At 40.0% G+C, this 13,740-nt stretch carries 14 protein-coding genes; 11 read left to right on the top strand and 3 right to left on the bottom strand.

What is annotated here, in order from left to right; all coding sequences use genetic code 11:
- The first annotated feature begins 6 nt into the window (after nucleotides 1-6).
- Nucleotides 7-621: a riboflavin synthase subunit alpha gene (locus E2H97_RS09815; protein WP_133406969.1), complete on the top strand. Its 615-nt coding sequence runs from the start codon at nucleotides 7-9 to the stop codon at nucleotides 619-621.
- Here the strand turns inward: E2H97_RS09815 and E2H97_RS09810 are convergent.
- Nucleotides 618-878: a hypothetical protein gene (locus E2H97_RS09810; RefSeq protein ID WP_133406968.1), complete on the bottom strand. Its 261-nt coding sequence runs from the start codon at nucleotides 876-878 to the stop codon at nucleotides 618-620. The two genes, E2H97_RS09815 and E2H97_RS09810, sit on opposite strands and share 4 nt — an antisense overlap.
- A 308-nt stretch (nucleotides 879-1,186) precedes the next feature.
- Between E2H97_RS09810 and thrS the strand changes: the two genes are divergently transcribed.
- From thrS to E2H97_RS09780, 6 genes are all read left to right on the top strand, one after another.
- Nucleotides 1,187-3,115, top strand: coding sequence for a threonine--tRNA ligase (thrS, locus tag E2H97_RS09805; RefSeq protein ID WP_133406967.1), 1,929 nt, complete (start codon nucleotides 1,187-1,189; stop codon nucleotides 3,113-3,115).
- A gap of 3 nt (nucleotides 3,116-3,118) precedes the next feature.
- Nucleotides 3,119-3,661, top strand: coding sequence for a translation initiation factor IF-3 (gene infC, locus E2H97_RS09800; protein WP_133406966.1), 543 nt, complete (start codon nucleotides 3,119-3,121; stop codon nucleotides 3,659-3,661).
- Between the two features lie 90 nt (nucleotides 3,662-3,751).
- Nucleotides 3,752-3,946: a 50S ribosomal protein L35 gene (gene rpmI, locus E2H97_RS09795; protein ID WP_011496149.1), complete on the top strand. Its 195-nt coding sequence runs from the start codon at nucleotides 3,752-3,754 to the stop codon at nucleotides 3,944-3,946.
- A 16-nt stretch (nucleotides 3,947-3,962) separates the two neighbouring features.
- On the top strand, nucleotides 3,963-4,322 hold the full coding sequence (rplT, locus tag E2H97_RS09790; protein WP_121840707.1) for a 50S ribosomal protein L20: 360 nt from the start codon (nucleotides 3,963-3,965) through the stop codon (nucleotides 4,320-4,322).
- Between the two features lie 202 nt (nucleotides 4,323-4,524).
- Nucleotides 4,525-4,893 (top strand): hypothetical protein, encoded by a 369-nt coding sequence (locus E2H97_RS09785; protein WP_133406965.1) that lies wholly within the window; start codon nucleotides 4,525-4,527, stop codon nucleotides 4,891-4,893.
- A 45-nt stretch (nucleotides 4,894-4,938) separates the two neighbouring features.
- Entirely contained in the window at nucleotides 4,939-5,583 is a 645-nt protein-coding gene (locus tag E2H97_RS09780; RefSeq protein ID WP_133406964.1) for a hypothetical protein, read from the top strand.
- Between the two features lie 123 nt (nucleotides 5,584-5,706).
- Here the strand turns inward: E2H97_RS09780 and E2H97_RS09775 are convergent, their stop codons facing one another.
- A complete protein-coding gene (locus E2H97_RS09775) occupies nucleotides 5,707-6,723 on the bottom strand; it encodes an IS110 family RNA-guided transposase (protein ID WP_133406963.1) in 1,017 nt (338 codons plus the stop codon).
- A gap of 244 nt (nucleotides 6,724-6,967) precedes the next feature.
- The gene (locus tag E2H97_RS09770) at nucleotides 6,968-8,434 is read right to left on the bottom strand and encodes a methyl-accepting chemotaxis protein (RefSeq protein WP_133406962.1); all 1,467 of its coding nucleotides are present in this window, start codon (nucleotides 8,432-8,434) and stop codon (nucleotides 6,968-6,970) included.
- Between the two features lie 407 nt (nucleotides 8,435-8,841).
- On the opposite strand from E2H97_RS09770, the gene pheS reads away from it, so the two are divergent.
- From pheS to lpxM, 4 genes are all read left to right on the top strand, one after another.
- Nucleotides 8,842-9,822, top strand: a complete 981-nt coding sequence (gene pheS / locus E2H97_RS09765; RefSeq protein ID WP_133406961.1) for a phenylalanine--tRNA ligase subunit alpha — start codon at nucleotides 8,842-8,844, stop codon at nucleotides 9,820-9,822.
- 15 nt (nucleotides 9,823-9,837) lie between these two features.
- On the top strand, nucleotides 9,838-12,225 hold the full coding sequence (gene pheT, locus E2H97_RS09760; RefSeq protein WP_133406960.1) for a phenylalanine--tRNA ligase subunit beta: 2,388 nt from the start codon (nucleotides 9,838-9,840) through the stop codon (nucleotides 12,223-12,225).
- A gap of 3 nt (nucleotides 12,226-12,228) precedes the next feature.
- Nucleotides 12,229-12,525, top strand: a complete 297-nt coding sequence (gene ihfA / locus E2H97_RS09755; RefSeq protein WP_133406959.1) for an integration host factor subunit alpha — start codon at nucleotides 12,229-12,231, stop codon at nucleotides 12,523-12,525.
- 264 nt (nucleotides 12,526-12,789) lie between these two features.
- On the top strand, nucleotides 12,790-13,725 hold the full coding sequence (gene lpxM / locus E2H97_RS09750; RefSeq protein WP_133406958.1) for a lauroyl-Kdo(2)-lipid IV(A) myristoyltransferase: 936 nt from the start codon (nucleotides 12,790-12,792) through the stop codon (nucleotides 13,723-13,725).
- Nucleotides 13,726-13,740 lie beyond the last annotated feature (15 nt).

Raw genomic sequence — 13,740 nt, 5'->3', positions numbered from 1 at the left:
AATTAAATGTTCACAGGAATTGTACAAACGACAGCTGATGTTGTTTCGATTAAGAAACAACATGGCTTAAAGCAATTTGGGATCGCCATTAACCCTGAGTTTTGTGAGAACTTGTTAAGAGGTGCGAGTGTTGCCGTTAACGGTGTGTGTTTGACAGTTACCGAACAAACTCATGATAAGGTTTTTTTTGATGTAATGGAAGAAACATTAAGAGTAACGAATCTTGATGATTTAAAGGAAACTGACACTGTTAATATCGAACGCTCACTAGCTTTTGGTCATGAAATCGGTGGCCATATTTTATCAGGTCATATTCATACGCAAGCAAAGGTCATTTCAGTAGATAATACTGTTGATAATTGTAAATTAACATTAGAGGTTGATGCTCATTGGATGAAATACATCTTGTATAAAGGATTTATTGGTGTCAATGGGTGTAGTTTAACGGTGGGAAATCTTACTGAAAATACATTTGAACTGTATTTGATCCCTGAAACACTTAAGCTAACAAACTTAAGTGAAGCGGGATCGGGAACACTGTTTAATATAGAGATAGACTCTCAAACCCAAACTATCGTAGATACGGTAGAACGAGTACTGGCAGAGAAAAAACTAAGTTAAATATGCTCTTGCTTAAGCATAGGGTGCACGCTCATCCTATCCATAATCAATTTATTATGCCTATGAAATATTTCACTGCAAAGGCTATTAAGCATTTTGATATGCTGTTTTTGCAGATCTTCTGATATGTGTTGCATAAGAACTGCTTTAGCTTGAGCGCTATGTAATTGGTGGCTCATTGTTACTTCTGTTGCTGGCGAGCTATACATCGAAATATTTGTTGATGTAAGTGCTGCAAATACTACCACTTTTAACATCCTTGTTACCTCAGTATTTACATTTATAAGGACACTCTAACTTATTGAAAGGTTAGGGTGTTCAGAACAACTCCACTCATTTGTAGAACATTTAGAATAGAACAGATTTGTCACTTGTCTAATTAAAGCACAAAATTGAGGAAATAATTAATCTGGCATTGCTTGAAGGGTAGAGAATCCTTATCATAGACGCTCTTTTTATCATCGAAGGCCTACTTAGGCTCTGGTACTGACTAACGCTTTCGTTGAGTTTTTATTTATACAACCAAGTGGCCCTGCGTATGGGTCACCACTGGAAAGGAATATATATGCCTGTTATTACACTTCCTGATGGTAGCAAACGTGAGTTTGCTCAACCTGTCTCTACTTATGATGTTGCTGCTGATATTGGTCCTGGTCTTGCGAAAGCTTGTATCGCAGGTCGAGTTAATGGCGAACTTAAAGATGCTTGTGATGTGATTGATACTGATTCAGAACTCTCAATCATTACAGCCAAAGACGATGAGGGACTAGAAATTCTTCGTCACTCATGCGCACATTTATTGGGACATGCAATCAAACAATTGTGGCCAGATGTCAAAATGGCGATCGGTCCGGTTATCGATAATGGCTTTTATTATGATATCGATCTTGATCATAAATTAACTCAAGAAGATATTGATGCTCTTGAGAAGCGCATGCTTCAGCTAGCCAAAACTAACTATGACGTAGTTAAAAAGGTCGGCAGCTGGCAAATCGCGAGAGACACGTTTGAGGCTCGTGGCGAAACTTATAAGATGCAGATCCTTGACGAAAATATTAGTCAAGATTCGACGCCAGCGCTGTACCATCACGAAGAATACATCGATATGTGCCGTGGTCCACACGTACCAAATATGAAGTTCTGCCACCACTTTAAGCTAATGAGTGTTGCAGGTGCATACTGGCGTGGTGATTCAAATAACAAAATGTTGCAGCGTATCTATGGGACTGCTTGGGCTGATAAAAAAGCATTAAAAGCTTACCTAAATCGTTTAGAAGAAGCTGCAAAACGCGACCATCGTAAAATTGGTAAACAGCTTGATTTATATCACATGCAAGAAGAAGCGCCAGGCATGGTGTTTTGGCATAACGATGGCTGGAGCATTTTCCGCGAACTAGAAACGTTTGTTCGTACTAAATTAGTTGATTACGATTACGACGAAGTTAAAGGTCCCATGATCATGGACCGAGTACTTTGGGAGCGTTCTGGTCATTGGGATAAATATTCTGAGGCAATGTTTACGACTCATAGTGAAGCGCGTGATTACGCATTGAAGCCAATGAACTGCCCAGGCCACGTTCAAATTTTTAACCAAGGTTTGAAATCATACCGTGATTTACCATTGCGTATGGCTGAGTTTGGATGCTGTCACCGTAACGAACCATCTGGTTCACTTCACGGCTTGATGCGTGTACGTGGCTTTACTCAAGATGATGCACATGTATTCTGTACCGATGATCAAGTGCAGCAGGAAGTCAGTAAGTGTATCAAGATGGTATACGACACTTATTCAACTTTCGGCTTTAAAGACATTGTTGTTAAGCTTTCTACTCGCCCAGAAAAACGTATCGGTGATGATGATATGTGGGACAGAGCTGAAGAAGCGTTAAAACAAGCTTTAGCTAACAATAATATCGAATACGGTATTCTAGAAGGTGAAGGTGCGTTCTATGGTCCTAAGATCGAGTTCACACTTCACGACTGTTTAGATCGTGCTTGGCAGTGCGGCACTGTACAATTGGATTACGCGTTACCATCTCGTTTAGGTGCAACTTATGTAGCTGAAGATGGTAGTCGTCAAACTCCGGTAATGATTCACCGTGCTATTTTAGGATCATTGGAGCGTTTCATCGGTATTCTAATTGAAGAATACGCGGGTCGATTCCCAACTTGGCTTGCACCAACCCAAGCTGTTGTGATGAATATCACGGATAAACAAGCCGATTATGTTCAAGAAGTAGTCGGATTATTCAAAAAGCAGGGTATTCGTGCATCAAGTGACTTGAGAAACGAAAAGATTGGCTTTAAAATACGCGAGCACACGTTACGACGTGTTCCTTATTTGCTGGTCGTTGGCGACCAAGAAATGGAAAATAGGGAAGTCGCGGTGCGAACTCGAGACGGAAAAGACTTAGGTAAGTTGAGTATTGATGCCTTTGCCGCTAAAATCCGTGAACAAATTTCGCTCCGTAGTCTAAATCTTTTGGAGGAATAAGTCATAAAGGCTAAAAGAACAGGTGGACGCAAAGACGCCGCCAATAGAATCAATGAAGAAATTACCGGTTTAACTGAAGTACGTGTTAACGGTGTGGATGGTGAACAACACGGCATCATGCACATTAGAGAAGCACAAGGTTTAGCTGACGAAGCTGGGTTAGATCTTGTAGAGATCAGCCCTAATGCTGAGCCTCCAGTATGCCGGATCATGGACTACGGAAAATTCTTGTTCGATAAGGCGAAAGCGCAAAAAGAACAGAAGAAAAAGCAAAAGCAGGTTCAGGTTAAGGAAGTTAAATTCCGTCCTGGAACTGATGAAAACGATTATCAGGTAAAACTACGCAACCTGACTCGTTTTCTAAACGATGGTGACAAAGCGAAAGTTACGCTGCGTTTCCGTGGCCGTGAAATGGCACACCAAAGCATCGGTATGGATCTTTTGAACCGTATTAAAGGTGATTTGGAAGAGATTGCAGTAGTGGAGTCTTTCCCGAAAATGGAAGGTCGCCAAGCTGTAATGGTGCTAGCGCCTAAAAAGAAATAAGTAGGGCAATTATTTAAAAGTAAATGAGGCTTTTATAAGTCTCATTTCGCCTTGCTATTTATTAACATTCCCAATGCGGAGTAGTATACAATGCCTAAGATGAAAACCGATAAGGGTGTTGCTAAGCGTTTTAAGAAAACTGCTAATGGTTTCAAGCGCAAGCAAGCTCACCTTCGTCACATTTTGACTAAGAAAAGCACTAAGCGTAAACGTCATCTACGTGCTAAGTGCCTTGTTGCTAAGTCTGACGTTCCAGCAATCGCGCGTCAATTACCATACGCTTAATTTAGGAGATTAGAAAATGCCAAGAGTTAAGCGTGGTGTAACCGCTCGTGCTCGTCACAAAAAAGTACTGAAACTTGCCAAAGGTTATTACGGAGCTCGTTCACGCGTTTATCGCGTAGCAGTTCAAGCTGTAACTAAAGCTGGTCAATATGCTTACCGTGACCGTCGTCAAAAGAAACGTCAATTCCGTCAACTATGGATTGCACGTATCAATGCAGCGTCTCGTCAAAATGGTCTATCTTACAGCCGTTTCATCAACGGTCTTAAGAAAGCGTCTATCGAAATCGATCGTAAGATTTTGGCAGACATCGCAGTATACGACAAAGTTGTTTTCGCAACTTTAGTTGAAAAAGCAAAAGACGCTCTAGCTAAGTAATTAGCAAAAGTTAATTTTGTTTTTTGTCTCAAAGCCTCAGTTTACTGAGGCTTTGTTCGTTTTGAATTCTAATAATTCCAACTCTACCAGTTACACGTATAGTTTTATCTTTCAACCAATCCTTTATTTTCTAACTGTCACTTGAATAATCCTTTTTTAACTCAATATTGTTGTTAACATAAAAATAACAATGGAGTGTTTAATGCGCTTGGTAGTAAAAGCTAGATTAGTATTTCTTATCGTTGCAATTTTAGGGTATGGTTTAGGTGTGCAATTATTACCTGAACAACTTCAAAATTCTCAAGATTGGTTTGTATTCTACTGTATCAATTTGGTGTTTTTTGTTGTTTTACCTGCTGTTTACTGGTTTTGTATCATTAAACTAGGAAAGCAAAAGCTCTGGAAGATGTTAGTCATCTTTAGTTTGAGTGGATTGGTCGCCCGTTATTCTTTTCCGCAAGAATTTGCGTCATATTTTGAATTCATCTCTTATATTCGGTATCCCTTAATCGCCTTACTAATTATTGTCGAATTGTACATTATGGTAAGTGTTATTCGAGGTTTATGGTAAGCTAGGGGGGCTAAGGGGGATCCTAGAGTTACAGCTTTGAAAGTGATGGCTGGGAATAGAGAGTCAGAATGCGAGCCAACAACGTTTAAAGATAAAATTTTGATACAGGCAAAAGAGGGGAGGAATGAAGCTACAGATACACTGGCGCTGACTTTGGCTTCTGAACCAGCCAGTTGGTACTACGCAATACCTTACTTTTCAAAGAATCATACGCCAACAATTGCTCATTTAAATAGTAAAGCTGCAAAAGTAAGTAGCATGGTTTTAGTCGCTATATCATTAATTATATTGGCAACGTTAAGCTACTACCTTTTACTCGATTTTAGTGAACTTTTAGCGATTATCACGTGTTCACTGTTCCTTTATGGCATAGTTTTCTGTGTTGCGAATTACAGGGCTGCGAAGAACTATTCAATTTATATTCAAGATGATCACCTCGTCATTACGAAAGGACTTATTGGGATTATACGAGTTCCGCTGAAACATATAAAAGACGTTAAGATCAATGTTGATGTTGAGAGCAATGACTTGGTCTTAGGTAAAAAGTCAGAAGACAATGCAAAGCTAATCTTCAATCAGCCCCAATATATGGTACGTCCCGTTATTGCAACTAGAGTTAAAAATAACGAGCTGATTTGCGCTAATATATTCAGAGTCTTTTTGAGACCTTCATTAGTCTCAGCTCTATGATGAGGTATGCGCCAGACTGTCCTCACAAAGCGAAAAGCATTTTACATTGCTGTTTGGGGCAACAGGTCATCAGTCTGGTGGTCTAACCGTTGTGTCATCTTTTACTCTCACTGCAAATTTTGACTATATTCTGATTTCAAAAGACTTTTTATTGACTAAAACTGCCCAGGCTATACGGGCTATTTTGTTGGCTAATGCAACTACAGCAACGTTAAAAGGCTTTCGTTTTTTAAGGTTGATAAGCCATGAACCAAAGTATTTCTCTGCAGATTTATCTCGCCACAAAATAGACCTCGCACCATGGATGAATAGTGTTCTCAGCTCTTTATTTCCACGTTTTGATATTCCAAGTAATATGGTTTTTCCACCTGTAGAGTGCTGGAGGGGAACAAGCCCAATCCATGCTGCGAAATTTCGTCCATTTTTGAAGTCGCTTGGTTCACTAACAGATGATACACAAGCGCTTGCGACAACAGGACCTATGCCTGGGATACTTTGTAATTGTTTAACTTGCTCATTATCAGCAAGAATTCTCTCAACTTTATTCGCTTGTGATGCTATACGCTCATTAAGGTTCAGATAGTGTTCATGTAACTCTGTTAACTCAAAAACAATTAGGGGTGGAAGATGTTGATTCTTATCAGCTAGCCATTGAAACAGACCTTTCATAATAGAGTGTCCTTTTGGCAAACTTATCCCGAATTCAAGAAGAATTGAGCCTATTCTGTTCATGCATGCGGTTCGCTCTCTAATATACCCATTACGAATTTTTTGAATGGTCGAGATAACTTGAGCTGATTCTGTTTTTGGAGACGAGAACCTCATAGTTGGTCGAGAAGCGGCTTCAGCAATAGCATCGGCATCAATGAAATCATTTTTATTAGTTTTAACGTATGGCTTTACATATTGGGGAGGGATTAACTTAGCAGTATGTCCAAACTCAGAACATTTTCTCGCGAGCCAGTGAGAGCCGCCGCACGATTCCATAGCTATGATCACCGGCTCATGAAATGCCAAAAATTCGAGTAGCTTTTGGCGAGTAAGCTTTTTCTTAAATAACCGTTGACCAGATTGGTCATGGCCAACTAAATGAAAAGAGTTTTTACCTAAGTCGATTCCAATAATGTGTGGAGTATTCATTTGGCACTTCCTTTAAAGGCTACATCAGTTGCAGTTTAACTGTATGCAGGGAGGGACGTACCATCTCATTAAGTATTATGGAATGATGGGTAGTATTGTTGAAGAGGTATCTGAAATAGTTATTTCAGTTGAATCAGCAGAAACATTGAAGAAAAATTTGATTAAAAGTTCTTAAATGACTTTGTAAAAAAGGGAGAACAATGTTCTCCCCTTAATAGAAAATGAGAGTAATTATAAAGAAATATTACACTTTTAAGCCAACAAGTAGTTGATCAAGCTGCTCTGCTGTAGCAAATAAGTCATCACATCCTACGACAGCATTTTTCGCAGAGCTCTCCACATCATGTGACTGATTACGAATTTCCATCAAGTTACTGGCGACTTCGTTTACAGTAGCAGATTGTTCTTCAGCAGAGCTTGCAATTAGTACGCTCATATCGAGTACATTATCACTCTTATCTGCGATTGAAGTAAGATCTTCACCAGTTTTGATGATGCACTGTTTACCTTGTTCCGCTTGTTCTACCGTTCTAGCCATTACTTGGGTAAGGGCGCTCGCACCTTGCTGTAATGACTCGATCATAGATTTAATTTCAACGGTTGCTGATTGAGTTCGTCCAGCAAGGGTTCTTACTTCATCTGCTACAACCGCAAATCCTCGACCTTGTTCACCAGCTCTAGCGGCTTCAATGGCTGCGTTAAGTGCAAGTAAGTTGGTCTGTTCAGAAATAGCATTAATGGTTGTTACCACCTCATCAATACGAGATGCATTATCATTTAGCTCATGAACCGCATCTGATGCATTGGTAATATCCTGTGCAAGAGCGCCAACAACAGATACAGTACTGGAAATATCTTGAGAGCCGACGGTGATCTGATGATTGGTTTCTTGAGTCTCAGAAGCAGATTGTTCAGCATTTCTAGATACTTCTTTCACTGCTGCGGTCATTTCTTCCATCGCGGTTGCCAATGAATCTAGATGTTGGCGTTGATCTGCGGCTAAGCTTTTGCCTTGTTCAGCACCGGCACGAAAATCGATCACAACATCACGGATTTTCGTCGTGGCTGCCATTAATTGCTGTACTAAGTTGTGCTGACGTTCAACTAAAGAATCAATGCTCACGGCTAAGATACTAAATTCATCTGGAACAACATGGAAGTTTAAACGCTGAGTTAAGTCGCCTTTGGCAGCTGTATCAAGTGCTTTGACAGTTGTGTATAGTGCACCACGGATGAATGTTGAGATGTAATAAATCGAAACTATGACAAAAAGTACACATAAAGCTGCTATGAAATAAATATATTGAATGTGCTCTAATAAGTTTTGGCTTTCAACATCAAGAGTTTTTACAAGTGCTTTTTGATTCGTTGAAACTTTACTAACAGCCGTATTTCCTACAACGCCACCGCCTGAACGAGCAATCCCTTTTTGCTCATGAGATAGATTTGCAACATCGATTAATCGTCCTTCGATGTTTAGCTTTGATAGTGAGTCAAGTTCTACTGCTTGTATGATTTTTAGCTGCTGATTCAGTGACTCAACCTGATTTTCAAGGTATCGCTCAATATGGGCATTATTCACTTGAACGCTCATGATATAAGTCAGAATAATTAACGGCAATACTGCAAAAATTGCCAAAGCAATGAACTTCTGTCTTACGGTCATTTGAATTAACAGTCCGTCAATCCAACGAAATTTTACTTCTTTCATAAATATCTTATCCGCTATAAGTACAAGGGATTTGTGGCTAGACACACAGTTTAATCGACCGTTAGAGACAAAGCTTAACTAACAATTTGGTATTTGTGATCTGAGTGGTGCATTTGTAGTCTAAATGTTTGTATTGTTATATATATCCGACAATTTAAGGGCCGAATTTGTGTGTAAAAAAACAGTATTTTTCATAATTATCTAAAGTCATGTGATCCGAGAATATTCTTATTCCTAAATCAGTTTTTGTATTCCTACGATTTTACAAAGAAAAAAAGGCATAGCCCCTAGTCAAAAACGCTGTGATAACGTAAAATTTTCCTTTTTTTATATCCGTCAATATGTATGTTTTCACTAGGATTAGAATCTTTTCTAAATCCTAGTTTTGGTATGCAGTGGAATCTACAATGCAACAACTAACAGACATCGTATCTAAAGCCTTAGAAGTGATTGAGCAAACCAACGACTTGAAAGCGTTGGATGACATTCGCGTTGATTTTCTAGGTAAAAAAGGCCAAATCACCGCAATGATGCGCATGATGGCAACCTTATCACCTGAAGAAAAACCAGCTTTTGGTCAAGCCGTCAATGACGCCAAACAAAGCGTTCAACGCGCTTTAAATTCAAAAATTGAGAACATTAAAGCTGAACAATTAGCGGAAAAGCTAAAAACAGAAAGCATTGATGTGACTCTTCCTGGGCGCAGCCTTGAACTAGGTGGCTTGCACCCAGTAACTCGCACGATTGAAAGAATTGAAACTTTCTTTGGTGAATTAGGCTTTAGCGTCAAGCAAGGCCCAGAGATTGAAGATGACTTTCATAACTTTGATGCATTGAATATCCCAGCACATCACCCAGCGCGTGCTGACCATGATACTTTCTATTTTAACCCGAAGTTAGTACTGCGAACTCAAACTTCAGGTGTTCAGATCCGTACCATGGAGCAAGAGCAACCGCCACTACGTATTATTTCTCCTGGTCGTGTTTACCGTAACGATTATGATCAAACTCATACGCCAATGTTCCATCAGGTGGAGGGTTTGATGGTTGATGAGCATGCTACTTTTGCTGAATTAAAAGGAATATTGCACGACTTTTTGCGTAACTTTTTCGAAGATGATTTAGAAGTGCGCTTCCGTCCATCTTACTTCCCATTCACTGAGCCTTCAGCAGAAGTCGATGTAAAAGGTAAGAATGGCTGGTTAGAGGTATTAGGTTGCGGCATGGTACATCCTAACGTATTAAGAAGCGTTGGCATTGACCCTGAAAAATACTCTGGTTTCGCATTTGGCATGGGCGTAGAGCGTCTGACTATGCTGCGTTATGGCGTGAACGACTTACGTTCATTCTTTGAAAACGATTTACGTTTCTTAAAGCAATTCAAATAACGGAGCAAAGATACAATGAAATTTAGTGAATCATGGCTTCGTGAGTGGGTTAATCCTGCTATTGACAGTGAAGCATTATCAGAACAAATCACCATGGCTGGTTTAGAAGTTGATGGCGTAGACCCAGTTGCTGAAGCGTTCAGTGGTGTTGTCGTTGGTGAAGTAGTTGAATGTGGTCAGCATCCAGATGCAGACAAACTACGTGTAACCAAAATCAACGTTGGTGAAGAAGAGCTAATTGATATCGTATGCGGCGCGCCAAATTGCCGTTTAGGTTTAAAAGTTGCGGTTGCAATGGTAGGTGCAAAACTACCTGGCGACTTTAAAATTAAGAAAGCGAAACTTCGTGGTCAACCGTCTTTCGGTATGCTTTGCTCATACACTGAGCTCGGTATTGATATTGAAAGTGACGGTATTATTGAGCTACCACAGGATGCACCAATCGGCAAAGACATCCGTGAATACTTAGATCTTAACGATAAAATCATTGATGTAGACCTTACAGCGAACCGTGCCGATTGTTTAGGTATGGTTGGTCTAGCTCGTGAAGTTGCAGTACTTAATCGTACTACAGCTAAAGAGCCAACTTGGGAAGCCGTTACTGCAACAGCTTCTGATAAACCAAGTGTTAATGTTACTGAATCAGCGGCTTGTCCACGTTATTTAGCTCGTAGCGTAAAAGGTATTAACGTAAAAGCGGAAACGCCTTTATGGATGCAAGAAAAATTACGCCGTAGTGGTATCCGCTCAATCGACCCAATCGTTGATGTAACTAACTATGTATTGATTGAATTTGGTCAACCGATGCACGCATTTGATGCGGCTAAAGTGGCAGGTGATATTCAAGTTCGTTACGGCAATGGTGAAGAAAAGTTGACTTTACTTGACGGCAATGAAATCACTGTGGCTAATGAAGCGCTGGTTATTGCTGATAACAATAGTCCTCTAGCATTAGCAGGTATTTTTGGTGGTGAAGCTTCAGGCGTTACTGCTGAGACTCAAGATATCATCCTTGAGTGTGCATTTTTTGCACCCATGGCAATCCGAGGTAAAGCTCGCCAATACGGTTTACACACTGATTCTTCACATCGATTTGAACGTGGTGTTGACCCACAAATTCAACACAAAGTGATGGATCGTGCCACTCGCCTGATTTTAGACATTTGCGGTGGTGAAGCCGGTGAGGTAGTAGAAGCGGTTGCTGAGCACGAATTGCCAACTGAAAACACGATTACACTTCGTCGTTCGCGCCTAGATAGCCGTTTAGGTCATCACATTGGTGATGCTGACGTAATGGAAATTCTACAGCTTTTAGGTTTCACTGTTGAAGAGAAAGACAATAGCTGGGAAGTGACCACTCGTACTTATCGTTTCGATATGGCTATCGAAGATGATTTGATTGAAGAAGTGGCTCGCATTTATGGTTATAACAATATTCCAAACACAGCACCGCAAGCGCGTTTGGTGATGTCTGATCATAAAGAAGCAAACTTACCACTACGTAAAGTGCGTCAAACGTTAATCACTCGTGGTTTCCAAGAGGCAATTACTTATAGCTTTGTAGATCCTAAACTGCAGCAACTGGTTCATCCACAAGCAAAAGTTATGGAGCTGCCAAATCCGATTTCTAGCGAAATGTCGGTAATGCGTTTGTCTATGTTCACGGGTCTTTTGACTACAGTGGCATACAACCAAAAACGTCAGCAAGGTCGCGTACGCTTGTTTGAAACAGGTTTACGTTTTGTGCCTGAAGAAAATGCAGAGTCTGGTGTTCGTCAACAACAAATGATCGGTGCCGTAATTGCGGGTAGCAATGTGGACGAACATTGGTCAATGGAAAGCAAAGCTGTTGATTTCTTCGATCTTAAAGGTGATTTAGAGGCGATTATAGGCTTGACAGCGGACGCTTCAGAATTTACTTTTAAAGCCTGTCAGCATTCTGCGCTACATCCGGGGCAATCTGCTGAAATACTAAGAAATGATCGAGTAATTGGCTATATCGGTGCAATTCATCCAAGCTTGGAAAAGCCTTTTGGCTTGAATGGAAAAACCATTGTTTTCGAAGTTGAATTAGATGCTTTGTTGCAACAGAAGATCCCTTCTGCACAAACTGTTTCTAAATTCCCTGCGAACAGACGTGATATTGCTGTTGTTGTAGATGACTCCATCTCAGCTGGAAATGTTGTTGATGCAATTCAAAAAGTAGGCGATAATCAGTTAGTTGGAGTAAACTTGTTCGACGTTTACCAAGGTAAAGGTATTGAGGAAGGCAAGAAGAGCTTAGCAATTGCACTGACATTACAAGACACTACTCGTACACTGGAAGAAAAAGAAATTACAGAGCAAGTTGATTCTATAGTTTCTGTTCTTAAAAAAGAGTTCAACGCATCGTTGAGGGATTAAAGTATGGCACTTACCAAAGCCGAAATGGCAGAACATCTTTTTGAAGAGCTTGGTATTAACAAGCGCCTAGCAAAAGAGATGGTAGAGTTGTTCTTCGAAGAAATTCGTGGTGCGCTCGAAAATGGTGAGCAGGTCAAGCTATCTGGCTTTGGCAATTTTGACCTTAGGGATAAGAATCAAAGACCGGGAAGGAATCCAAAAACGGGTGAAGATATTCCAATTTCTGCACGCAGGGTAGTCACATTCCGCCCTGGGCAAAAATTGAAAAGTCGCGTAGAAAAATCTAACGCGGCGAATTAACAGCCTTTTAAAAAGACCACCTACTCAGGTGGTCTTTCTCTTTTCATCACTTTTAATTTCATTAAACGCTGTTCTATTAGGCGTTTCACTTGAACTTTCTTTATCTATCACACTCTACATTAGGGTATAATTTATATTGATTTAGCTATAGAAAACATATTCTAGTAACAATTAATTTACATCGATTGGTTGAATTGTATAAACTAGAGTACTGTGCTCAAAAATAATTATAATAACTACAGCTGTAAGAGTGAGGAAGCCAGTTTGTCCTGCAAAAAAAATAAATATGATTGTGATTTTACTTGGGGACTTTTGCATCCCAAATTATGGCCTTCTTGGATTGGGATAGGAATTCTATTTTTAATCGGTTTTTTACCTGCCACAGCGAGAGAATTTATAGCACGAAGTCTTTGTGGGTTAGTTTATAAAATCTCAAGCAAACAAGTTAAAATTTGCAAAGCTAACCTCAACGCTTGTTTTCCTCAAAAATCTTCCGATGAAATTGAACTGTTAGTCAGAGAAAATATTGAGTATTTTTTAATGACCTTATTGGCTCAAGCTGAATTAATGTTGTGCAATAAGGATAAATTACAGAAATCGGTCTCTTTATCTGGACAGCAACATATAAAAAAAGCTCGTGATGAAGGAAAGCCAATTATTTTTATTTCTCCACATGTTTGGGGGCTAGAGCACGCTGGTTTAAGGTTGAGTGCAGAGTTACCCATGATGGCAATGACTAAAGCTCACCGAAATCCATTGTTTCAATGGCTGACGGTAAAAATAAGAAGTAGTCATGGTGGTCATGTTTATAAGCGTGAAGCAGGGCTACGTGCTATGATTTCGGCATTGAAAGAAGACAGAAGTTTTTTTTATTTACCCGATGAAGATCTAGGGCCAGAAAAAAGTGTTTTAGCGCCTTTTTTTAATACCACCAAAGCCACATTACCTGTGGTGGGTCGGCTGGCAAAGGCTGGTGACGCTGTCGTACTTCCTGTATGTGTTGGATATTCAAAAGAGAGCCATAGGTTTGAAGTTAAAGTGATGGAAGAATGTGATTTGGATCCCATCAAATGTAAGCAATCTGAAGCGCAGTGCCTAAATGATATGATAGAACGCTCTATTATGGCCCATCCTGAGCAATACATGTGGTGTTTAAAGGTGCTTAAAACTCGACCCGAGGGCGAAGCTAGATTGTATTAGTTATTGAATGAAGTA

Source organism: Parashewanella tropica (assembly GCF_004358445.1).
In the GTDB taxonomy this organism is placed as follows: Bacteria; Pseudomonadota; Gammaproteobacteria; order Enterobacterales; family Shewanellaceae; genus Parashewanella; species Parashewanella tropica.
Note: the sequence above shows the minus strand (reverse complement) of the source record. Positions and strands in the feature narration are given on the sequence as shown.